Consider the following 21,400-nt stretch of genomic DNA (forward strand, 5'->3'; position numbering starts at 1 on the left):
TTCATCCTTGATGCGGTGGCCAGGCAGGTCACGGGCGCTGGAACGGCTGTCGCCCAAGTCGCGCCGCGATGAAGCACGCCAGGTACCCGGCGAACGGATGGTAGACCAGCGGGGACAACGGCTCGCCTACGCTGCCGGCGACGGGCAGACGACACGGGCGTGGGCGGCCATACTGTGGTCAAGCGTGCGCCCGGGAGGGGCTATCACCACGATCGGCAGGTCGGCGAGCCGGGCGTGGGCGTCGCCGTGCTCCCACTCCTCCAGGTCCTGGCTCGTGGCGGCTAGGCCGGCGGCCTCGACCAGCTTGGCAGCGGTGAAGGCCGCGGTACCGTGCCCAGGGCCGCTGCCGAGTACGGTCACGGTGGCGGCATCGGCGATACGCGTGCCCAGTTCATGACACAGCGGCCGGACGAGCGCCGTCGTGGCCTCGATGATGTCGGCTGCGGCGCCAGCGCGCCGACCTGGGCTGTCACCTCATCCAGCTGGTAGTTGACGGGCATGACTCCCTCCTGGCTGGTCATCGGGCGCGGACGGCCTCGATGTAGGACGTGACCCGGCCGGGGTCGATAGCGCTGCCCCAGCCGTCGCTCTTCAGGCAGGTACCGACGAACGCTCCGTCGGCGCCATCGTCCGAGCCGACCAGCCGTGCGGCGTTGGCGTGGTGGGTGTGCCCGGCGAGGATGATCGACAGGCCGGGAGCGGCGGCGCGGACGGCTGCGATCCTGATATCGCCCGACTGAAAACGCATTGGCCATGACGACCCTGCCTACGTCGCGAGCTTCCACTCGGAGCGCATTCGATAGACCAGCCTCATGGTCTCGCCCCACTGGCGGGCTGTCGCAGCCAATCGACACACTCGCCCCCGCTTCCTGAAGGAGGTCGCGAAACTCCTCAATCAGCCTGCCTTCGAGCCCAATCTCAAGGACCCTCTAAGTGAATGGATCAGAAACCTCGCCACCCACACCTCATCTTCGGGTTCGCCCGAGATGACAGAAATTCCAGCCATGGGCTGAAGGCGCCTATATCCGGTTGCGCGCCGGCCTGGGCATGCTGCCAAAATTGGCGCGTGAGCGCGCCCGCCGACCTGGAGTTCCCGGCCACGCTGACGGCAGCGTGGGGTTTTCCCCCGGGCACGACGATCATCCGAGCCGAGCAGGGGACCAACAACCAGACGTTCATGCTCCGCCAGGGGGGCCTCCGATTCGTGCTCCGGGTCAGCCAGACCCAGACCGCCGCCCAGGTGGGCGCCGAGCACCGGATCCTGCGACGGCTACGGCAGGCCGGACTTCCCTTCCAGGTGCCTGAACCAGTCGCCGCGCCCAGCGGAGACACAGTGATCGAGACCGCGGCCGGGCCCGCCACCGTCTGCCGGTGGATCCCCGGCGTGCGGCCCGACCTCACGGGCCAGACGGCACTCGAGCGCTTCGGCCGGGCGGCCGGGTTGCTCGGCGAGGCGATGCTGGGCGTGCCGCCAGAAGACGGACTGGGCGACTGGCGCGGTAATCCTCTGACGCACCCCGCCGTGCCGCACTTCGGCGCCCTTTGCCGTCAGCTGCGCGCCGCCGGGATCAGCGCGGAGCGGGTCGCCCGCCTCGACGCCGTGGCGCGCCGCGTCGAGCAGGAGTGGCCTGCGGGTGGCGGCGCGCTGCCGACCCAGGTCATCCACGGTGACCTGGCGGCCTCGAACGTGCTGGTCGACGAGGACACCGGGGAGGTGAGCGGGCTGCTTGACTTTGAGTTCGCCGGGGTCGGCTTCCTGGTCCAGGACATGATGGCGGCGCTGTTCTTCAGCGGGGCCCTGGAGACTCGGGACTGGCAGCTCCGCACGGCGGCCTTCCTCCGGGGATACGCCTCGGTCCGCCCGCTGGACGCCGCCGAGGCCGACGCGCTGCCCCGGCTGCTCCTCGCCCGGGCGGTCGGCAGCGCCCTGTCGCGGGCGGGCCGGTGGCTGAACGGGAAGGCACAGCTCGGCGAGGTCACCGACCGGATCCGCAAGCTGGAGGACACGACCCACTGGCTCGACGCCAACAGCGGAAAGCTCCGGTCACTCGCCGCCGCCGGCGGGCACGGGTGACTCGGAAGTACGGCTGACGCGACCCCCACGACGGAGCTTGATACCTCGATATTTTCGCAGGTCAGAGAGTTCAAGATCCGCTCATGGCCGGAACTCCTGTCATCCCGGCCGATCCCGATCTTCTGCGCGCATCAGCTTCGCTGAGCCGAACTGCTCGTCGCCTCGGATGCGGGCGTGCAGCTGCATGTCGTGCCGGCCGTCGGCGTGAACGGCATCGCTGCGCTTGGTGCCCTCAAGGCGGAACCCGGATCTGACGGCGACCCGACAGGAGGCGTGGTTGCGGGTCGAGTGGTCCAGATGCAGACGGTGGAAACCAGCCTCGCCCAGTGCCCAGACGCTCAAGGCCGTCAGCGCGCGGGAGGCCACCCCTGCTCGGCGGGCCTGCAAGTCTGCGTGTTGACGTTCGAGGACAGCCATTGACGGTGAGATGGATCAGGTGCGGATGGTTGCCGCTTTCCTCCGTACGCCTCAACCGCGCAGCAACTCCTCCCGCCCGGCCAGCAGTCGCGCTCGTTCTTTGGACAGTTCGGCGTTGCGGTGCCGCAGGTGCTTCCCCACGTCCTGGACCCATCGGGCCGTCCGCTCGACCTCGGCGCGGGTGTTCTCGATGCGCTGATGCTTCAGCACATCGGTGATGATGTTGTCGAAGAATGTGTCGACGAACCACCGCGTGTCCACTTTGGGCAGGCGGGCACGCGCGGAGACACCGACGTCGTCGAGTTCGCGAGAGAAGACGTCCAGGGCCCGCTGGGCGTGCCAGGCGGCCTCATCGGCGGAGCGCAGCCGGTTGTGCTCAACAGCGTCGGCGATCAGGCCGCCGCCCAAGAGGTCCCAGGTGGAGGCGCCCTTGGCCGAGCCGAGGTAGCCGAGCACCTGGGCCAGCGCGTGGAGTGCGGCCTGCCCGGCCTGGTACGCCTCGGTGTGTTCGCGCAGCTCCGCCGAGACGCGGCCGAGGGCGGCACCGAGGTTCGCCAGCTCACTGGCGCGGGCATCACCGCGGGCAAGGAGCTGCCGCTCCTTCTCGGCCAGCAGCTTCTCGTACTCCACCGGGGCCGTCGCGAGTCCCGCCAGCTCGGCTTCGATCGCTTGCGCGTCCGCCTCGATCTGGGCAAGCCGGGCCCGGTGGCCGTCGAGCCGCTGCCTGGCGGCGGCGGCCTCGGCACGCTCGCGGTCCAGCAACTCCTCGCGCTGGCTCACCAGGCGGGCCAGGAAAGCGGTCAGCCCGCCTTCCAGGCGGGTGACGTCGGCCTCCTCCTTGGACAGGTCCTTCTCCAGGCCGGCCAGCGTGTGGTGGGCCTGCTGGATCTGCTGTACGGTGGCCGCGCGCCGGCGCCGCAGGTGGTCGGCCCGGTGCGTTCGGGCGGCTGCCGCGCGCAGCCGCTCGTCAAGATCTGAAGAGCTCGTCACACTTCGGACGACGAACGAACAACACCAGACGTTCCAGCCAGGCGGTCGCTGAGCTTGGCCCGCGCGCTCGCGATGACGGTGGCCGGGCCGTCGGCGGGGCGAGGCCGAAGGTCCGCTCCAGCCAGGACAACTAGACACAATGACGTTCGCCGAGCCCCGGTGGTGTCCGGATCTGCCGATGAGCGCGCACCCCTGGCTTCCGGAGCGATGTCATGTGACGAGCACGGTGGTGAGCATCGAGAGATACGGCGCAGGCTGTCAAGGTCGGGCGTCTTGAACCACGCCACAGCGTCGTGCTCGTCCGGCGCGGCGTTGACGGGTGTTCCTGTCCACCTGTCGATCAACCAGATCTGCATGTCGAACGTCGCGGTCCGGATCTCATGCATCGGCGGGCCGGACGGCTCCGATGCCGTGATTCCCAACTCCTCCCGAAGCTCGCGGACAAGGCTCTCCTTCGGATCCTCCCCCTCCTCGACATGACCGCCAGGTAGGTCCCACACGTCGGGATACCAACGGCGTCCGGCGCTTCGATGGCACAGCAACACCCGATCGCCGTCGCGAAGAACGGCCGTCACGATCCGGACCGGACCGGAGTCGTCAGCGGAGATCGTCATCGGCACATTCTGATCCAGGACGGTCTTAACGGCCATGCCCCTGATGTGGCCCCGGACCTACCCGCGTGGTGGGCGCACATCCCGCTCGGCCAGCATGGTCTGGACCTTGTGCCGGTCGATGGCGCGGATGCGGTCGCGCTTCTCCGGTCGCCGCTCGATCAGCGCGGCGAGATCAGCGGTGACCCACGATCTGTTGGAGTGTCATGACGGATGAGGGGATGCTGGAGCGGATCGCCATGTGACGTGCCGAGCTGGACCTGCTGGCAGAGGAGCCGGTCGAGCAACTGGCCGAGGTGCGGGACGAGCTGGAGCCGCTGCGGGCGAAGCTGAACCCGGCCGGCCGACCATTTCCATAAACTATGAATATAAAAGTACTATGCTTCGAGCATGAGTCGTCAAGACACCGCTCCTGGCGCGTCCGCCGCCATCGGGGCGGCCCTCTACGGCCTGGCCACCAGGGCCGTGAGACGCCTGCCCCGGGACATGAGCCTGACGTCCGCCGCCACCCTGGCCACCCTGGACCGGACCGGCCCGCGGCGCATCACCGATCTGGCCGTGGTCGAGGGCGTCACCCAACCCGCGATGACCGCCGTGGTCCGGGTGATGGAGGAGTCCGGCCTGGTCGAGCGGCGGGGCGACGCGTCCGACAAGCGGGTCACGCTGGTGTGCCTGACCGAGGCCGGCGCCTCCTATGTCCGGAGGCGGCGCCAGGCGGGCGTCCACGCGTTCGAGCGGTTGATCGGCGAGCTCACCGGCGACGAGGTCGAGGCGCTGGTGGCGGCCCTTCCGGCGCTGAAGCATCTGGCAGAGCTCGAAAACCAGGACCGCGAAGGGCCGAAGCAGTGACCGGCAGCCGGTCGGCGGGGTCGCGGTGAAAGCGTTCACGCATTCCGAGGCGCGGCTGCTGGTCCCCGCCCTGATGTTCATCGCTCTGGTCGTGGCGGCGGTCGCCAGCCTCGGGACGCCGCTCATCACCAGCGTGGCGACCTCGTACCACGTCTCGCTCGGCAGCGCGCAGTGGACGCTGACCGTCGCGCTGCTCAGCGGCGCCGTCGCCACGCCGGTCCTGGGCCGGCTCGGAGCCGGCCCGCACCGGCGGGCCACGATCCTCGCCACGCTGGCGGTCGTCGTCGCCGGCAGCGCGCTCACCGTGCTGCCGCTGCCGTTCGCGTGGCTGCTGGCCGGCAGGGCGGCCCAGGGCGTCGGGCTCGGGCTGACGGCGCTGATGATGGGCGTGGCCCGGGACCACCTCCCCGAGGAGCGCAGCCCGGCCGTGATCTCCCTGATCTCGGTGGTCTCGATCATCGGGGCCGGCGTCGGCTACCCGCTGGCCGCACTGCTCGCCGACCTCGGCGGGGTACGGGCCGCCTACGGCCTCGGCCTGGTCGTCACCGCCGCCGCCCTCCTGACCGCGTGGCGCTCCATGCCCGAAGCCCCCGAAGGCCGCTCCGCCCACGTGGACGTGGCAGGCGCGGTCGTCCTGGCCGCTGCGCTGCTCCTGGTGCTGTTCCTCGCCGGCGAACGGAATCTGTGGAGCCGGCACTTCGCCGTGGCGGCGGGCCTCGCCGTCGTCGCGGTGGTGCTGCTCTGCGTCTGGGCCGTCATCGAGCTGCGCAGCACGACGCCCCTGGTCGATGTACGGGCGGTGCGGCACCCGGCGGTCGCCGGGGCGAACCTCGCCATGTTCGTCGGCGGGATCGGCATGTACCTCCTGCTCACGCTCATCACCCGGTACGCGCAGACGCCGCACGGCGCCGGCTACGGCTTCGGGCTGACGACCTTCGTCGCCGGGCTGGTCCTCATCCCGTTCTCCGTGTTGGGGTTCGTCGCCGGCAAGCTCACGCCGCGGGTCCGGACGCGGATCGCCGACCCCCTGCTCCTGGCCGGCAGCGCTGTCGTGGTCGGCGGCGGGTTCGCCCTGTTCGCGGCGGCCCGGTCGGACCTGGCCGAACTGTTCGCGGCGATGGGCGTGCTCGGCGTCGGCGTCGGCGGCTTCTCGGCCGCGATGCCCGGCGTCATCCTGGCCGTCACCCCCAAGAGCGAGACGTCGAGCGCCATGAGCTTCAACTACGTCGTCCGCAGCGTCGGGTACTCCCTGGGCAGCGCCCTCGGCGGCCTGATCCTCGCCGCGGGCACCGGCCCCGGCCACCTCTTCCCCGACGACAGCGCCTACACCACCGCGGCGCTGGTCGGCATCGGCGCCATGGCGATCACGACGCTGACAAGCCTCGCTCTCGCCCGTCGACGCTCGTCCGGGACCAACCCGTAAGGACGCCGGAATCGCCGAGCGCACCGTCCTGATCGATCTTCAGTTGGTTTTCGCTGGTGCGGCTGCGGGTGTCCGGTCAGTCCGTACAGTTCCCGCAGCGATCGCGATCGCAGGCGGCGAACGCAGCTGATGGGAGCTACCCATGCTGGATGCGTTGACCAAGACGAGGTGGTCGGGAACTGGACGCTCCTCGATGAGGAGATGAACCTGCTGACAGGGCGGCGAGGGCCCACGACACTGGGCTTCGCGCTCATGCTCAAGTTCCATCAACTCCATGGCCGGTTCCCGCGCGGCAGTCGACTACGTTGCCAGGGCGGTCAAGGTCCCAGCCTCGGACCTGGCGTTCTACGAGTGGGACGGGCGCACCAGCAAGGACCATCGCACCGACATCCGTAAGTTCACCGGCTTCCGCGACTGCGGAGTAGAGGACGCGGAGAAGGGTGCGGAGTGGCTGGCCGGCAACGTCTGTAAGGCCGAGCGGCGCTCTGACCGGGTTCGCGTGGCGCTCTTGAACCATTTGAAGGAAGAGCAGATCGAGCCGCCGTCCAAACTACGGCTGCAGCGGATCATCGGCTCGGCGCTGGAGCAGGCCGAGAAGACCCTGACCTTGCGGATCGCCTCGCGAATCGAGACGGAGGTGGTCGAGCGCATGTTCACACTGATCGCCCCGCGCACCAGCCGAAGCGACGACGAGGACGCTGGCGATGGCAAGGACTCCGATGAGATCGGGTGCGGTGAACGGGGAGCAGACCAGGGACATACTGACGGCCCCGTCACCGACGAGGGTGAGGAAGAGCTGGAGGAGGCGGACCCCGAGGGCGCGGACGTGTTCGCGGCGATCCGGGAGGAGCCTGGCAACGTCAGCGTCAAGACAATGGAACGGGAGGCATTCAAGCTCGGGGCGATCGAGGCCGTCGGGCTACCCGAGGGTCTGTTCGACGATGTCGCGCCGGGCGTGCTGCTGGCCTGGCGGGCCCGGGTCGCGGCCGAGGCGCCCAGCCATCTGCGGGCGCATCGGCACCGGTGCGGGGATCCGCTCGGTCGCCTCCGGCGAGCACCCCTACTCAGAGGAGGACCTGCGCTACTCCCGGCGCCGCTTCCTGTCGGTGGCCGGGGCGCGGCAGGTGGCCAAGACGATCGCCAACGCCAACGCGATGCGGCACGAGACGAACATGACCGTGGAGACCAACTAAGTCGATTCTCATGGCGCTTCGATCATCGGGTTCGGCGTGGTCGACCGGTGGGGCCTGACCCCGCTCTTCCACACCAACATGACCCCGTACGGGACCGTGCGGCTTCGCCCTGACCGACGGCTGGACCTGACGGGGAGGCCGCCCGCCCCGGGGAGCTGATGGGACAGTCCCGTGCCGGCAGCGGGAGCGGGGCGGGCGGCGGCGAGGCCGCCTGCCGATCCCGCGCTACAAGCCGTAGGCGGCCAGGGCGCCGCCGGCGTAGGCGGCCAGCGGCGCCGCCACGTGTTCGGCGTCGCGGTGCACGCCGCGCAGGGTGTTGGAGGCGAACGAGCGCTGGAACTCCAGTCCGACGTAGGCGAGGCCGGGGTGGGTGGTGGAGATGCCGTCGGCGTGCAGCGGCAGCCCGTTCTCGTCGAGGGCGCCGAGCGGGGCGAGGTAGTCCAGGTGCGGCAGGTAGCCGGTGGCGTAGATGACGGTGTCGACGTGCTTGCGAGTCCCGTCCGCCCAGACGACCTGGTCGGCGTCGAGGGCGGTGAACATGGGCTGCCGGTCCATCCGGCCGTCGGCGATTGAGGCGGCGTAGTCGCCGGTGTCCATGACGAGGGTGCCGGTGGCGATGCGGGCCAGCCAGTGGGGTGGCAGGGTGTCGAAGCCGGTGGTGGTGTGCCAGTAGTGCGCGTCCTTGCCGCCGATGATCTGCGGGAAGAACTGCAGCGGCCGGCGGGAGGCGATGGTGACGGCGGCCACCTCGGCGAGTTCGTGGGCGACCTGGACGGCGGAGTTGCCGCCGCCGACCACCACGATGCGCTGCCCGGCGTACGGCTTGGGGCTCTTGTAGTCGGCCACGTGCAGGGCCTGGCCGGTGTAGCCGTCCTGGCCAGGCAGGGCGGGGATGTAGGGGTTGCCGAAGGAGCCGCTGGCCGCGATCACGCCCATGGTGCGCAGCGTCTCCCCGGCGGCGGTGTGGACGAGGAAGCCGCCCGCGCCGTCGGCTTCCACCGCGGTGACGCGGATGCCGGTGCGGATCTCGGCGTCCAGGCCGTCGGCGTAGCGCTGCAGGTAGGCGACGACTTCGTCGCGGGTGGGGTAATGGTCGCCGTCGCCGGGGAAGTCCTGGCCGGGCAGGGCGCTGTAGCGGGCGGGCGAGAACAGGGTGAGGCTGTCGTAGTAGCCGGCCCAGGAGCCGGTGGGCGTCGGGCCGGCTTCGAGGATGACGGGCGTGCGGCCGGCGGCGCGCAGGGTGCGGGCGGCGGCCAGGCCGGACTGTCCGGCGCCGATGACGATGGTGTCCATGCCGCCGTATCATATCCTCATATCCAGAAATGACAATACGGTAGAGTCGTGCCATGCAGACGGCAGGCAGTGGCATCCAGCTCACCGACGCGGCGCGCGGCTTCCTCAAGGCCCTGGCCAGCGACACCCGCCAGCAGATCCTGTTCCTGTTCGAGGGCGGGGTGGAGCTGACCGTGGGCCAGGTGGCCGAGCGCCTGTCGCTGGCCCAGTCGGCCACCTCCACGCACCTGGCGACGCTGCGCGAGGGCGGGGTGCTCACCTCGCGGCGGGAGTGGAAGACCGTCTACTACCGCGCCAACCCCGACGGGGTACGGCAAGCGCTGGCCGACCTGCGGGCCGCCCTGGCCGCCTGCTGCCCGCCGGACGATGCCCCCTCCGCCGGTGGTTGCGGCTGACCCGCCCAGGGGCGGCCGCGCCTCACAGCTTAGGCAGGCATCTAATTTGACAATCCTCTAATCAGTGGTTCAGAATCTGACCTGTTTAGATGAGCTTCTATTCAGGAGGTGCGCGATGCGCGCTCTGCTCACCCGCCTGCGCCGCCCCGTTGACATCTCGGGCTTCACCTTCAACGAGGCGACCGCGGAGGTGTGCGACCGCACCTGCCGCGCTGAGGCCGCCATCGAGCGCGCCCGCGCCTTTTCCCTGTCCTTCCGCTGACCCGCGCCCATCTGGAGAGCCGTCATGAGTGACCGTTGCTGCGGCACCGCTGCCGTCGAGATCGAGCAGTTCGCCACCCCTCAGCAGACCGACTCCGGGCAATCGGGCAACCTGCCCGTCGTCGTGATCGGCGCCGGCCCGGTCGGCCTGGCCGCCGCCGCGCACCTGGCCGAGCGCGGCATCGACTACACGATCCTCGAAGCAGGCGACCGCATCGCCGCCTCGGTGGCCCAGTGGGGCCACGTGCGGGTGTTCAGCCCGTGGAAGTACAACATCGACGCTGCGGCCCGCCGCCTCCTGGAGGCCGACGGCTGGAGTGCTCCGGACCCCGAGTGGCTGCCCATCGGCGCTGAGCTCATCGACGACTACCTCGCCCCGCTGGCCAAGCTGTTCGGCGACAAGGTACGGCTCGGGGCGAAGGTGAGCGCGATCAGCCGCCTCGGCTACGACCGGGTCCGCACCGCCGGTCGCGACGACGCGCCGTTCCTGATCCGACTCGCCGACGGCACCGAACTGCAGGCACGCGCGATCATCGACGCCTCCGGCACCTACACCAGCCCGAGCGTGCTCGGCGCGAGCGGCCTGCCCGCCCACGGTGAGAACGAGGTGTTCGTCGACCACGCCCTGCCCGACGTCCTCGGTGCCGACCGCGACCGCTACGAGGGCCGGCGAGTGCTGGTCGTCGGCGCCGGCCACTCGGCCGCCACCACGCTGCTCGCGCTGGCCGAACTGGAGCACACCCCGATCACCTGGGCGATCCGGGCCGCCGACGCCACCCGCACCTACGGCGGCGGCGAGGCCGACGCGCTGCCGGCCCGTGGCGCGCTCGGCACCCGGCTGCGCGCCCACGTCACCTCCGGCCGCATCCAGTTGCTGACCGGCTTCTTCGCCCACCGCGTCCACGCCACCGGCCAGGGCGTCGAGGTGGTCAGCCGTGCCCCCTCCGGCCACGAGCAGAGCGTCACCGTGGACCGGATCGTGTCGGCCACCGGCTACCGACCCGACCACTCCATCGCCTCCGAACTCCGCCTCGACCTCGACCCGGTGCTCGGCTCCCCCCGCGCCCTGGCCCCGCTGATCGACCCCAACCAGCACTCCTGCGGCACCGTCCCCGCCCACGGCGTCGACGAGCTCGTGCACCCCGAGCCCGGCTACTACGCGGTCGGCGTCAAGAGTTACGGCCGCGCGCCGACGTTCCTCATGGCCACCGGCTACGAGCAGGTCCGCTCGGTCGTGGCGGCGCTGGCCGGGGACTGGGAGGCGGCCCGGGACGTGCAGCTCGACCTGCCCGAGACCGGCGTGTGCTCCGCCAACCTCGCTGAGGCCCAGGAACAGCGGGTCGGCCTGGCCACCGGCATCAGTGGCGGCCTGCTGTCCACCCCGCTCCCCCTCGCCACCGTCGGTGCCACTGCCGAGTCCGGCGGCTGCTGCGGCTGAAAGGAACACCCCTGATGTCCGACGGCTACCCCACCGCCACCCAGAAGGAGACGCTGCGCCTCATCTGCGACCACGGACGGCTGGAGACCGAACGCCTGGGCCGCCACCTCCTGCAGGCGCGGCGGCCGAGCACCAACCCCGGCTACGCCCGCGCGATCACCCGGATGGCGGGCACACTGGCCTGGCGCCTGCACGCCCAAGGCTTCATCACCGAAACCGCGGGCGGCGCCTGGGCCGCGACCGCAACCGGCAGGCGGCTCATCGCCTGTCCCGGCGAGCGCGAGTGAGCGCCCCCGCTTCGAGCGCCGTCCCCGTCCTAGGGGACGGCGCTCAGCCACGTCGGCGGCACGGCTGGCCGGTCATCGCCGCGCTGGCCGTCACCCAGACCATCGGCTACGGCGTGCTCTACTACGCCTTCTCCGTCTTCCTCGCTCCCATGGCCCGGGACCTGCACGCCACGCCCGCGCAGATCGCCGCGGCGCTCACCTTGTCGATCCTGATCGCCGCGGTGTGTGCGCCGCTGGTCGGCCGCCTGCTGGACGCCGGCGGCGGGCGCGCCCTGATGACCGCCGGGTCGCTGCTCGGCACCGTGGCGGTGCTGGCCTGGTCGCGAGTGGAGAGCCTGCCGCAGTTGTACGCGGTGTTCGCGCTCGTCGGCGTCGCCTGCTCCCTGGTGTTGTACGAGGCGGCGTTCGCGGTCATCGTCTCCCTCTACGCCGGCAACGAGCGCGGCCGGGCGAATGGGCTGCTGGCGCTGACCATCGTGGCCGGGTTCGCCTCCTCGATCTTCCTACCGCTGACCGGACTGCTGGTCGACCGGTACGGCTGGCGTACCGCGCTGGTGATCCTGGCCCTGATCTACGGAGCGGCGGCGATCCCGCTGCACGCCCTCGTGCTGCGCCGCCGCGCCCGTACGGCCGGCACGCAGGCGTCCGCCGCGGCGCAGGAGCGGGCCGCCATCGTCACGGCGGCCGCCCGCGCTCGGCCGTTCTGGCTGCTGGTGATCGCCTTCACCGCCAACGGCGGCGCGGTCGCCACCGTGGCGGTCCTGCTCATCACCTACCTGATCCATCTCGGCCACCCGCCCGTACTGGCCGCCACCCTGGCCGGGCTGCTGGGCGTGCTGTCGGTGACCGGACGGCTGATCACCACCGGCCTGCAAACCCGGCTGCCCGCCGCCCTCATCGCCGCAGCCATCTTCGCCCTGCAAGGCGTGGCCGCCCTCGCCCTGCCGCTGATCGGGCGCAGCGTGGCGGGCGCGATCGGCGCGGTGCTGCTGTTCGGGCTCGGCTTCGGCATCGCCTCCATCACCCTGCCGCACCTGCTGGTCGGCCGGTACGGGACCGCCGCCTACGCCAGCCTGGCCGGCCGCATCGCCGTCTTCTCCGTCGCCGGCAAGGCGCTGGCCCCGCTCGGCGCCCTCGCCCTCGCCCAGGCCGCGGGTTATGGCTGGGTGATGGGCGCGGTGGCCGCCGCCTGCGCCATCGCCGCGTTCGCGCTGGTGGCCTACCACCGCCTATAATTTCGACAGACTTCTAATCAGGAGGGGTTGTCATGACCGTCCCCACCGGCCAGTGCTGCGCCCCGATCGCCCGCGAACCGCTGGCCGAGGACACCGCCGCCGAGCTCGCCGTCATGCTGAAGGCGGTGGCCGACCCGGTACGGCTGCGCCTGCTGTCGATGATCGGCTCCCACGCCGGCGGCGAGGCCTGCGTGTGCGACCTGACCGACGCCTTCGACCTGACCGCCCCCACCATCTCCCACCACCTCAAGGTGCTGCGCACGGCCGGGCTGATCGACGGTGAGCGGCGCGGCACCTGGGTCTACTACCGCATCATCCCCGAAGCGGTGAACAAGCTCGGCGCCCTGTTCGCCCCCCTCACCGAGCCCTCTCCTGGACCCGTCCCCCAGCCCGTGGCAGGACGCAGCGAGCTGGGGCTGCTCCCCGCATGACGGCGGCCCCCCGGCCCGTCGACGTCCTGGTGATCGGCGGCGGGCAGGCGGGCCTGGCCGTCGGCTACTACCTGCGCCGCGCGAAGGCCGACTACGAACGCCGCTACGACCTGCCGGTGCTGCGCCTGGTGACGGTGCATGCGGTGCGGCGCGGCGACGGCCGCCTCTTGGTCGAGACCGGCCATGGCACCTGGCAGGCCAAGGCCGTGATCAGCGCGACCGGCACCTGGTGGCGCCCCTACATCCTCCCGCGCTACCCCGGCCTGCGCGACTTCGGCGGCGAGCACCTGCACACCGCCGGCTACCGCGGCCCCGAGCCGTTGCGCGGCAAGCGCGTGGTCATCGTCGGCGGTGGCAACTCCGCCGCCCAGCTGCTGGCCGAGCTGTCCACGCTCGCCGAGGTCACCTGGGTGACCCAGCGGCCGCCGAGCCTGCTGCCGGACGAGGTCGACGGACGCGCCCTGTTCGACCTGGCCACCCGCCGCCACCGAGCCGGCCAGACGGGCGAACAGGCCGAGAGCATTGCTGACCTGGGCGACATCGTCGCCGTCCCACCCGTGCGCGAGGCTCGCGGCCGCGGCGCGCTCAAGGCGGAACCCATGTTCACCCGCATCACCCCACGCGGCGTCGCCTGGGCCGATGGCAGCACCCTGGCCTGCGACGTGATCCTGTGGTGCACCGGCTTCCGGCCCGCCCTGAGCCACCTGGCCCCGTTGCGCCTACGCGGCCCGGGCGGGCTCATCCCCACCCGTGGCACCCAGGCGGTCGGCGAACCCCGCCTGCACCTGCTCGGCTACGGCGACTGAACCGGCCCGGCCTCAGCCACCCTGATCGGCGCGGGCCGCACCGCCCGGCAGCTGGTCGCCGAGATCACCGCCCAGCTGTAGAGAGCTTCGCGCCGCGCCGGGGCAACCTCGGCCGCCCCTAATTAGATTTTCATCTATCTTGACGTGCATCGAATCAGCGTGAGATCGTGGCGACTGCTTAGACATCCATCTAATTCTTGGGTGGGGTGGGCGATCCACCCTGCTCGGCAGGGAGACCACGATGACGAACCAGACCAGCGGCGGCTTCCTCGGCGACCTGGAGGAGGCCTTCGCCCCGCCCGCCGCCGGAGGCTGCTGCGGCTCCCCTTCCTCCGTCGGCGAGCCGTCCGGCGTCGCCGGGCAGAGCACTGAGCCGGCCGCTGCGGCGACGGCCTGCTGCGGCAGCCCGGCCGCCGCGAGCCAGGCCGCCCAGAGCGGTTGCTGCGGCCAGGCCCCGGCTCCGGTCGGCTCCCAGGCCGGCTCTCAGGCCGGTGTTCAGGGCGGATCCGGGTGCTGCGGATGACCAGCACAGCAGCCGGCCTCGGCCAGGGCGGGCCCGATCTGGCCGCCCTGGTGGAGGCGGTGTCGGCCACCCGCATGCACGCCGCGGTGCGCGAGCTGGCCGGTGACCGTTACGCCGGGCGGCGCGTGGGCTCGCCCGGCGGCCGCGCCGCCGCCTCCTGGCTCGCCGCGCGGCTCGGAGAGCTGGGCGCCCAGGTGCAGCTGTCGGAGTTCGACGTGGCAGGGGTGCGCGAGCTGTACGCGACCCCTGTGCTCGCATGGAGCGGCGCCGGGCGGACGCGGCACCTGGAGCACCGCCGCGACTTCGTGGAGCACCTGGCCTCCGCCGACCTGCCACACCCGCGCACCGCCCTGCTGACCAAGGTCCCCGAGACCGATCTCGAGACCGATCTCGAGACCGGCCCCGAGACTGGTTCGGAGACCGACCTGCGCGGCCGATGGGTGCTGGCCGACGCCACCACCTGGGGACGAGCGTGCGAGCTGGCCGAGGCACAGGGCGCGGCCGGAGTGCTGACCGTACGCGGCACCGACGCCGACGGCTGGATGCCCAAGATGATCGCCGGGCCGCCTGCCCGCGCGGTGCCCGTCATCGCCGTGCGTCCCGAGGTCCACCGGCACCTGGGCGAAGCCCTGGACAACGGCCCGGTCCAGGTGACCGGCTCCATGCCGCTGCGGCAGATCGCCACCCGAGGCCGCAACGTCCACGCCCGCTTCCCCCGCACCGAGACCGGCGGCCACCAAGGTGGCGACGGTCACGGCGACGGGCCCGGCGGCGGGAACGCGAGGCTGCGGGTACTGCTGAGCGCGCACTACGACGGCGTCGGCGACGATCCCGACCGGCGCCTGCCAGCCGCCGCGGACAACGCCTCCGGAGTGGCCGCGGTCCTGGAGGCCGCCCGCGTGCTGGCGGCCGCGCCGCCCGGGGCGCTGGAACTGACGGTGGCCTTCCTGGACGCGGAGGAGGCGGGCGCGTGGGGCTCGGCCCACCACGCCCCCGCCGTGCCGCCGGACACGCTCGTGATCAACCTTGACGGTGCCGCGCAGCTGCACGAGGCCGCCGCCGTCGAGGCGGGCGGCCCCGCTCACGCTTTGCTGGCCACCCTGGACCAGGCCGCTCGCCTGACCGGCGTGCCGCTGAAGGCGGGCGCGATGGCCTCCGACAACCGCCGCTACGCCGCCGCCGGCCTGGCCTCGATCGGCGTCGGCATGGGCATGCCCGGCTACCAGACTCCGGCAGAGACTCCGGATCGCGTGCAGCCGGACACGCTGATGGCCGCCGCCCGGCTGCTGGTGGCGACTGTCGTGCTGCTCAACACGTAGGAGGAACGCCGGAGCGGGCGGCGAGAGCGGCCAGAGCCTCGGCGGCGGATACGGCGGTGATCAATGCTCGGTCGATGGAGCCAGGCAGCAGGCGGATGCTGTCGCCGGCCTGGGCCGCTGCCGCTTCGGCCGGATCGGCGATCCGCGCCGCGAGGTAGGTGACGCACTGGTACATGCCCAGAGGGATGTGGCGGCCGCCCACCTGCGCGTTCAGCTCGTGCAAGATGGCGACGGAGAACTCGCCCTCAGGTGGCGGGCCGGCGTCGGCGGGGATCGGGAAGTCCACATACGACCACGTCGCTTCGACCTGAGCGCCCTGCAGCAGGTGGGCCAGCTGGATGATCTCGGCAAGTTCTGCGTTGGAGGTGCGGCTGGGCGGGGGGATCATGATGCGCTGATAACTGTGGGACTGGATCACCTGCAACGCCTGCAGGAGGCGGAGCTGCCGGCGGGCGTGGAGCACCAGGGAGGACGCCTCGCTCTGCCAGCGGGGCGAGTACGCCGGGCCCCCGCGCACGGCCAGCAGGAGGGTGGTGTCCGGCGCCAGGGCCGCGAGCAGGCGCATCACCGGCAGCACCTCGGCCGGGGTCTTGCCGACCAGATCGTCCAGGTATCCTCCACCGTCTCACCCGGTAAGCGCTCCCCATTCACCAGCGTCATACAGCACAGCGAACCACCCAGCACCGACAGTCATCTCGGGCCCGGACATGATGCAGGCCCCGCCATTGATCACGGCGGGGCCTGCGGCGGAGGATCAGGCCGACACAAGGTCCGCCAGCAGCTTCTCGATACGGCGGCGGATGTCGTCGCGGATCGGCCGGACGGCTTCGATGTCCTGTCCGGCCGGGTCGTCGAGCTTCCAGTCCTCGTACCGCTTGCCCGGGAAGATCGGGCAGGCGTCGCCGCAGCCCATCGTGATCACCACGTCGCCGGCCTGGACGGCCTCGGAAGTGAGGATCTTGGGCTGCTCAGAGGTGATGTCGATACCGACCTCGCGCATCGCCTCGACGGCGACCGGGTTGACCTGCTCGGCCGGGGCTGATCCGGCGGAGCGGACCTCGACGCGCTCTCCTGCCAGGTGGGTGAGCCAGCCGGCGGCCATCTGGGAGCGTCCGGCGTTGTGCACGCAGACGAACAGGACCGAAGGCTTACCGGTGAGGGTCTCGGTGGCGCTCTCAGGCACGGGCCGGCTCCTTGGCGGTGAACAGGCGGCGGCCGGCCAGGCTGACGTAGACCAGGGCGACCAGGACGGGCACCTCGATGAGCGGGCCGACGACCCCGGCTAGTGCCTGGCCGGAGGTGACGCCGAAGACGCCGACGGCCACGGCGATGGCCAGCTCGAAGTTGTTGCCGGCGGCGGTGAAGGCCAGCGTGGTGGAGCGCTCGTAGCCGAGGCCGATCAGCTTGCCGGCCAGGAACGAGCCGCCCCACATGAGGGCGAAGTAGGCCAGCAGCGGCAGCGCGATCCGGGCCACGTCGGCGGGCTGGGAGGTGATGGTGTCGCCTTGCAGGGCGAACAGGATGACGATGGTGAACAGCAGACCGTAGAGCGCCAGTGGGCCGACGCGGGGCAGGAAGGCGTTCTCGTACCAGGCGCGGCCCTTGGCTCGTTCGCCCAGCCGCCGGGACAGGTAGCCCGCGAGTAGCGGGATGCCGAGGAAGATGAGCACGTAGAAGGCGATGTCCCAGGCCGATACCTGCAGTGCGGCCTCCGGCAGGCCCAGCCAGCCGGGCAGGATCTGCAGGTAGAACCAGCCGAGTGCGCCGAAGGCGATCACCTGGAAGATGGAGTTGAGCGCGACCAGGACGGCGGCGGCTTCGCGGTCGCCGCAGGCCAGGTCGTTCCAGATGAGCACCATCGCGATGCACCGCGCCAGCCCGACGATGATCAGCCCGGTCCGGTATTCGGGCAGGTCGGGAAGGAACGTCCAGGCCAGGGCGAACATCAGTGCCGGGCCGAGGATCCAGTTGAGCACCAGCGAGGAGATGAGCAGGCGGCGGTCGCCGGTGACGGTGCCGAGGAGGTCGTAGCGGACCTTGGCCAGCACCGGGTACATCATCAGCAGCAGGCCGAACGCGATGGGCAGCGAGATCTCGCCGATCTTCACCGCTTCCAGCGCGGTGTTCAGGCCGGGCACGAGCCGGCCGAGCAGCAGCCCTGCGGCCATGGCGGCGATGATCCACACCGGCAGGAACCGGTCGAGGGTGGACAGGGCGCCGATCACGCCCGGGGCGGGCGGGGCGGCCTGTTCGGGGCGGGTGGACATGCGTATCGCTCTCAGGCGGTGGCGGTGACGGGGGCGGTCAGCAGCGCCGACAGCTCGCCGAGGGTTTCGGGAACGAGGCGGTAGTACACCCAGGAGGCGCGCCGTTCGGAGGTCAGCAGACCGACCTCCTTGAGGACCTTCAGATGGTGGCTGATGGTCGGCTGGGACAGCTCGAAGGCGCCGGTGATGTCGCACACGCACACCTCGCCGCCGGCGCGGCTGGCCACGATCGACAGGATGCGCAGCCGTACGGGGTCGCCCAGCGCCTTGAACACCCGCGCCACGCCGGCGGCCTGCTCGCTGTCCAGCGGCTCGTGGGTCAGTGGCGGGCTGCACTCCAGAATCTCCAGCAGGTCCATCGCACCCTTCCTCGCATAGATCAACATCGAATTAGCCGTACGTCTATATTGACGCAGCTCTATGGCTGCTTGGTATGTGAGCCAAGTCTCAGCCGACGGGGACGCGCAGTTCGGCCAGCAGGGCGCGTACCCGCCGCTCGATCTCGTCGCGAATCGGGCGGATCTCCGCGATGGTCTTGCCCTCGGGGGTGATGTCGATGCCGCGCTCGCGCATCACCTCGATCGCGGCCGGGTTGATCTGCTCACCCGGCTCTGAGCAGCCGGACCAGCCCAGAGCCCGCCCGCCGGCCAACTGGGTGAAGAAGCCGAGCGCCATCTGCGAGCGTCCGGCGTTGTGCACGCACAAGAACAGCACGATCGGCACACCCGTGGCGTCGGGGACTCCGGCGAGGGGCGGCGTATAGATGGATGTCGAATTCGATATGGCTCGATATTGACAGCCATCTATGGCCGAGAGGTGAACGCCGGTCGAACAACCTGTCCCCGGTGAAGGGCTGTGCTCCTGGTCAGGTGCCGGTCACCGCGCTGCGGCGTTCCATCAGCAGCACATCACGCCAGGTGCCGTGGTGGCAGCCGATGCGCTCGCGGGTGCCGACGACGCGGAAGCCGAGCGCCTGGTGCAGGGACAGGCTGGGCGCGTTGTCCCCGAAGATGCCGCTCTGGATGGTCCAGACGCCGGCGTCCTCGCTCGCGGCGATGAAGGCTCTCAGCAGGGCGCGGCCGATGCCGTGCGCCTGGCAGCCGGGGTGGACGTAGATGCTGTGCTCGACCACTCCGGCATACACCGGCCGGGCCGAGAGCAGCGAGGCGGCGACCCAGCCGACGACCTCGCCGGTCTCGGTGTCGGCAGCCACGTACCGCAGGTGCGGCAGCTTGCCCGCGGCAAAACCCTCCCAGCTCGGCGCGGTGGTCTCGAAGCTGGCCTGGCCGGTGTCCAGTCCCGCCTGATAGATGGCCAGCACCTGGGTGGCGTCGGCGGCGCGCATCGGCCGGATCTCCAGGCCGGGGCCGATGGCGGGCTTGGTGGCCTGCACGATCGCCGAATGCACGCCGTCGCCGTGATCGGCACTCAGCGTGATGCGGATGCCGACGAAGCCGGCCCGGGTCAGCAACTCGCGGTACTCCTCGACGGGAAGGGCTCCGGCCACGCAGCCGATCCGCTGCTCGGCCGTCGCGCGCTGGACCGGGTCGAGGTCACTGTCGACCACGACGTCACTCACCCCGAACCGGCCACCCGGACGCAGCACCCGGAACGCCTCGGCCAGCACGGCGGCCTTGTCGCTGGACAGGTTGATCACGCAGTTGGAGATGACCGCGTCGACCGCGTGATCCGGCAGCGGAACGCGTTCGATGGCGCCGTGCAGGAACTCGACGTTGCGCACGCCGGCCTGCTCGGCGTTGCGCCGGGCCAGCGTCAGCATGTCGGAGCTGGCGTCCAGCCCGTACGCCTTGCCGTGCGGGCCGACCCGGCGTGCCGACAGCAGCAAGTCGATGCCGCCGCCCGACCCCAGATCCAGCACGGTCTCGCCGGCGCGCAGCTCGGCTACGGCGACAGGGTCGCCGCAGCCCAGGCCGGCCCGCACCGCACCCTCCGGCAGGGTGCCGAGGTCGTCGTAGCCGGCCGCGCCGAAACCACCCTGCGCGAACTCGTCCGTCGAACAGTCCGCGATGACCTGCCCGTCCAGAGCGGCCCGCGCCAGGCCGGAGTACCGCTCCACGACCTCGTCATGCGCCATGATCAACCTCTTTCACTCGCAGGTGGGTGCGGCCGGAACCGGGTTGCCCATGACCACATCGGCCGCGGTCGGGAAGCAGCTCACGCATGCCTCGTTGATCCGATACAGGCTGGAGGTGCTCTGCCGTTCGACCAGGACGAACCGCACCTCGGCCAGGATCTTCAGGTGGTGTGAGACGGTGGACTGGCCCACCCCGGAGGCGGTCACGATCTCGCCCACGCTCATCGGCGCACGCCGCCGCGCCAGCAGCGACACGATCTGGATCCGGGTGGCGTCGGCCAGGGCCTTGAACCAGCTGGCGTACTCTTCGGCCTCCGCGCGCTGCAACGGCGCCGTATTCTCATTCATCGTCCATCGACGATATTCGATAAATGTGAAAAGCGGAAGCCGCTGTCACCCACTTCCCAGACATTCATGTACGCGATAATGGCCTGTCATCACGTACAGAAGCGATCATGGACGCGCGGTGACCAGGGGAACGTCTCGCCGGGGCGGTGCGCGACTCTGGCACGTTATCCGGTACATCACTTCGGCCGCTGTACGGTGGCCGGCATGAGCGCGGCGCCGAAGATCGCCGCCCTGTGCGGCGGGCACATCACGCTCGCCGCGGCCGCCGACGCCTACCTGGTCACCCCGCGCACCGCCAACCCCAACACCCACCGCGCCTACGCCTCGGCCATCGACCGCGTCATCGCCCTGCTCGGCCGCTCGCTGAAGTCTCCGACGCCGAGATCGGCTTCGCGCTCGCCGAGTTGTGGGGGGCGAGCGCGCCGGCGACCTGGAACCGCAACCGCGCCGCCGTCGCCTCCTGGCTCGCCTGGTGCCAAGCCAAGAAGCACTGGGCCGCCCCGTCGGTCCCGGCTGAGGCCGAACGCCGCAAGGAGAACGCCGACGAGACCGCGCGGTGGCCAAGACGACGATCCACCGGCTGCTGTCGCGCCGCGACATCCCCCTGCGCGAGCGGGCGCTGTGGCGCATGCTCTATGAAACGGCGGCCAGAGCTGCGGAGATCCTGGCGCTGAACGTCGAGGACCTCGACCTGGAGCACCGCCGCGCCCGTCCGCTCCAAGGGCGGCGCCACCGAGTGGGTGTACTGGGAGACGGGCACCGCCCATCTGCTGCCTCGGCTACGACCGCGCCCGCGTCCTCCTCGACAAGTACGCCGGGCTCGACTTGCACCAGCTGCGCCACAGCGCCGCCACCCACCTCGGCGAAGCCGAAGTACCGCTGCAGCTCATCATGGGCAAGACCCGGCACAAGAACCCCCGCACCGCCATGCGCTACGTCAAACCCGGAGCCGAAGCCATCGCCAAGGTCACCGAGGTCCTGGCCCCCGCCGCCGTACCCACTGACCAGGCTCAACGCTCGCGCGTGTACTTGGTGACAGCTTCCTTAACGACAGGCCGACTTGTGCGGGCTTTGCTCAGCTGACAGCGCCGGGGGCTGCTCGTATGCGCTATCGCAGCTCCGCGTTCGGATGAGGTTGGCTCTGC

The 21,400-nt window shown here is 71.0% G+C and carries 26 protein-coding genes and 1 pseudogene; 14 read left to right on the forward strand and 13 right to left on the reverse strand.

Annotated elements, in window-relative coordinates; all coding sequences use genetic code 11:
• Window positions 1-126 precede the first annotated feature (126 nt).
• Window positions 127-360, reverse strand: coding sequence for a phosphoheptose isomerase family protein (locus tag IEY87_RS34520; protein ID WP_189143035.1), 234 nt, complete (start codon window positions 358-360; stop codon window positions 127-129).
• 157 nt (window positions 361-517) lie between these two features.
• Complete coding sequence (locus IEY87_RS34525) at window positions 518-748, reverse strand: BtpA/SgcQ family protein (protein WP_189143036.1); 231 nt, start codon at window positions 746-748, stop codon at window positions 518-520.
• A 318-nt stretch (window positions 749-1,066) separates the two neighbouring features.
• On the opposite strand from IEY87_RS34525, the gene IEY87_RS34530 reads away from it, so the two are divergent.
• The gene (locus tag IEY87_RS34530) at window positions 1,067-2,074 is read left to right on the forward strand and encodes a phosphotransferase enzyme family protein (protein ID WP_189143037.1); all 1,008 of its coding nucleotides are present in this window, start codon (window positions 1,067-1,069) and stop codon (window positions 2,072-2,074) included.
• Window positions 2,075-2,173: 99 nt separating this feature from the next.
• On the opposite strand, the gene IEY87_RS34535 is transcribed toward IEY87_RS34530, so the two are convergent.
• From IEY87_RS34535 to IEY87_RS46225, 3 genes are read right to left on the reverse strand one after another with little or no spacing between them, the layout of a single operon-like run.
• The gene (locus IEY87_RS34535; protein WP_225277911.1) at window positions 2,174-2,491 is read right to left on the reverse strand and encodes a GNAT family N-acetyltransferase; all 318 of its coding nucleotides are present in this window, start codon (window positions 2,489-2,491) and stop codon (window positions 2,174-2,176) included.
• 51 nt (window positions 2,492-2,542) lie between these two features.
• The gene (locus IEY87_RS34540) at window positions 2,543-3,481 is read right to left on the reverse strand and encodes a hypothetical protein (RefSeq protein ID WP_189143038.1); all 939 of its coding nucleotides are present in this window, start codon (window positions 3,479-3,481) and stop codon (window positions 2,543-2,545) included.
• A complete protein-coding gene (locus IEY87_RS46225) occupies window positions 3,478-4,131 on the reverse strand; it encodes an NUDIX domain-containing protein (protein ID WP_225277912.1) in 654 nt (217 codons plus the stop codon). Before IEY87_RS46225 ends, IEY87_RS34540 begins: the two co-directional genes overlap by 4 nt.
• 351 nt (window positions 4,132-4,482) lie before the next feature.
• On the opposite strand from IEY87_RS46225, the gene IEY87_RS34550 reads away from it, so the two are divergent.
• From IEY87_RS34550 to IEY87_RS34560, 3 genes are all read left to right on the forward strand, one after another.
• Entirely contained in the window at window positions 4,483-4,941 is a 459-nt protein-coding gene (locus IEY87_RS34550; RefSeq protein WP_225277913.1) for a MarR family winged helix-turn-helix transcriptional regulator, read from the forward strand.
• 25 nt (window positions 4,942-4,966) lie between these two features.
• Entirely contained in the window at window positions 4,967-6,364 is a 1,398-nt protein-coding gene (locus tag IEY87_RS34555) for an MFS transporter (protein WP_189143039.1), read from the forward strand.
• Window positions 6,365-6,638: 274 nt separating this feature from the next.
• A complete protein-coding gene (locus IEY87_RS34560; protein ID WP_189143040.1) occupies window positions 6,639-7,670 on the forward strand; it encodes a DUF4158 domain-containing protein in 1,032 nt (343 codons plus the stop codon).
• Window positions 7,671-7,782: 112 nt separating this feature from the next.
• Here the strand turns inward: IEY87_RS34560 and IEY87_RS34565 are convergent, their stop codons facing one another.
• Window positions 7,783-8,850: a flavin-containing monooxygenase gene (locus IEY87_RS34565; RefSeq protein ID WP_189143041.1), complete on the reverse strand. Its 1,068-nt coding sequence runs from the start codon at window positions 8,848-8,850 to the stop codon at window positions 7,783-7,785.
• A 53-nt stretch (window positions 8,851-8,903) separates the two neighbouring features.
• On the opposite strand from IEY87_RS34565, the gene IEY87_RS34570 reads away from it, so the two are divergent.
• The 9 genes and pseudogenes from IEY87_RS34570 (at window position 8,904) to IEY87_RS34610 (ending at window position 15,545) form a co-directional block, all read left to right on the forward strand.
• Window positions 8,904-9,245 carry an ArsR/SmtB family transcription factor gene (locus IEY87_RS34570; protein WP_189143042.1) on the forward strand — a complete coding sequence of 114 codons (342 nt, stop codon included), beginning with the start codon at window positions 8,904-8,906 and terminating at the stop codon, window positions 9,243-9,245.
• A gap of 115 nt (window positions 9,246-9,360) precedes the next feature.
• A complete protein-coding gene (locus IEY87_RS34575) occupies window positions 9,361-9,507 on the forward strand; it encodes a hypothetical protein (RefSeq protein ID WP_189143043.1) in 147 nt (48 codons plus the stop codon).
• 24 nt (window positions 9,508-9,531) lie between these two features.
• The gene (locus IEY87_RS34580; protein WP_225277914.1) at window positions 9,532-10,944 is read left to right on the forward strand and encodes an FAD-dependent oxidoreductase; all 1,413 of its coding nucleotides are present in this window, start codon (window positions 9,532-9,534) and stop codon (window positions 10,942-10,944) included.
• Between the two features lie 14 nt (window positions 10,945-10,958).
• Window positions 10,959-11,231 carry a hypothetical protein gene (locus tag IEY87_RS34585; RefSeq protein ID WP_189143044.1) on the forward strand — a complete coding sequence of 91 codons (273 nt, stop codon included), beginning with the start codon at window positions 10,959-10,961 and terminating at the stop codon, window positions 11,229-11,231.
• Window positions 11,228-12,466, forward strand: a complete 1,239-nt coding sequence (locus IEY87_RS34590) for an MFS transporter (protein ID WP_189143045.1) — start codon at window positions 11,228-11,230, stop codon at window positions 12,464-12,466. Before IEY87_RS34585 ends, IEY87_RS34590 begins: the two co-directional genes overlap by 4 nt.
• 32 nt (window positions 12,467-12,498) lie before the next feature.
• Complete coding sequence (locus IEY87_RS34595; protein WP_189143046.1) at window positions 12,499-12,897, forward strand: ArsR/SmtB family transcription factor; 399 nt, start codon at window positions 12,499-12,501, stop codon at window positions 12,895-12,897.
• Window positions 12,894-13,784 (forward strand): annotated as a pseudogene (locus IEY87_RS34600) (NAD(P)-binding domain-containing protein). Before IEY87_RS34595 ends, IEY87_RS34600 begins: the two are co-directional and overlap by 4 nt.
• Window positions 13,785-13,944: 160 nt before the next feature.
• Window positions 13,945-14,226: a hypothetical protein gene (locus IEY87_RS34605; RefSeq protein WP_189143048.1), complete on the forward strand. Its 282-nt coding sequence runs from the start codon at window positions 13,945-13,947 to the stop codon at window positions 14,224-14,226.
• Window positions 14,223-15,545 carry a M28 family metallopeptidase gene (locus tag IEY87_RS34610; RefSeq protein WP_225277915.1) on the forward strand — a complete coding sequence of 441 codons (1,323 nt, stop codon included), beginning with the start codon at window positions 14,223-14,225 and terminating at the stop codon, window positions 15,543-15,545. Before IEY87_RS34605 ends, IEY87_RS34610 begins: the two co-directional genes overlap by 4 nt.
• Here IEY87_RS34610 and IEY87_RS34615 read toward each other — a convergent pair.
• The 7 genes from IEY87_RS34615 to IEY87_RS34650 form a co-directional block, all read right to left on the reverse strand.
• Complete coding sequence (locus IEY87_RS34615; RefSeq protein WP_189143050.1) at window positions 15,535-16,113, reverse strand: hypothetical protein; 579 nt, start codon at window positions 16,111-16,113, stop codon at window positions 15,535-15,537. The two genes, IEY87_RS34610 and IEY87_RS34615, sit on opposite strands and share 11 nt — an antisense overlap.
• A gap of 186 nt (window positions 16,114-16,299) precedes the next feature.
• Complete coding sequence (locus IEY87_RS34620) at window positions 16,300-16,728, reverse strand: arsenate reductase ArsC (protein ID WP_225277916.1); 429 nt, start codon at window positions 16,726-16,728, stop codon at window positions 16,300-16,302.
• The gene (gene arsB, locus IEY87_RS34625; RefSeq protein ID WP_225277917.1) at window positions 16,721-17,812 is read right to left on the reverse strand and encodes an ACR3 family arsenite efflux transporter; all 1,092 of its coding nucleotides are present in this window, start codon (window positions 17,810-17,812) and stop codon (window positions 16,721-16,723) included. The genes IEY87_RS34620 and arsB overlap by 8 nt, the downstream gene beginning before the upstream one ends.
• Window positions 17,813-17,823: 11 nt before the next feature.
• The gene (locus tag IEY87_RS34630) at window positions 17,824-18,171 is read right to left on the reverse strand and encodes an ArsR/SmtB family transcription factor (protein ID WP_189143171.1); all 348 of its coding nucleotides are present in this window, start codon (window positions 18,169-18,171) and stop codon (window positions 17,824-17,826) included.
• Window positions 18,172-18,259: 88 nt separating this feature from the next.
• Window positions 18,260-18,535 carry an arsenate reductase/protein-tyrosine-phosphatase family protein gene (locus tag IEY87_RS34635; protein WP_225277918.1) on the reverse strand — a complete coding sequence of 92 codons (276 nt, stop codon included), beginning with the start codon at window positions 18,533-18,535 and terminating at the stop codon, window positions 18,260-18,262.
• A gap of 142 nt (window positions 18,536-18,677) precedes the next feature.
• Complete coding sequence (locus IEY87_RS46230; RefSeq protein WP_225277919.1) at window positions 18,678-19,907, reverse strand: GNAT family N-acetyltransferase; 1,230 nt, start codon at window positions 19,905-19,907, stop codon at window positions 18,678-18,680.
• A gap of 12 nt (window positions 19,908-19,919) precedes the next feature.
• Entirely contained in the window at window positions 19,920-20,255 is a 336-nt protein-coding gene (locus IEY87_RS34650) for an ArsR/SmtB family transcription factor (protein ID WP_189143051.1), read from the reverse strand.
• Between the two features lie 825 nt (window positions 20,256-21,080).
• Here IEY87_RS34650 and IEY87_RS46240 point away from each other — a divergent pair.
• The gene (locus tag IEY87_RS46240; protein WP_225277920.1) at window positions 21,081-21,338 is read left to right on the forward strand and encodes a tyrosine-type recombinase/integrase; all 258 of its coding nucleotides are present in this window, start codon (window positions 21,081-21,083) and stop codon (window positions 21,336-21,338) included.
• Window positions 21,339-21,400 lie beyond the last annotated feature (62 nt).

Origin of the sequence: Nonomuraea glycinis (genome assembly GCF_014646515.1) — a bacterium.
GTDB lineage: Bacteria > Actinomycetota > Actinomycetes > Streptosporangiales > Streptosporangiaceae > Nonomuraea > Nonomuraea glycinis.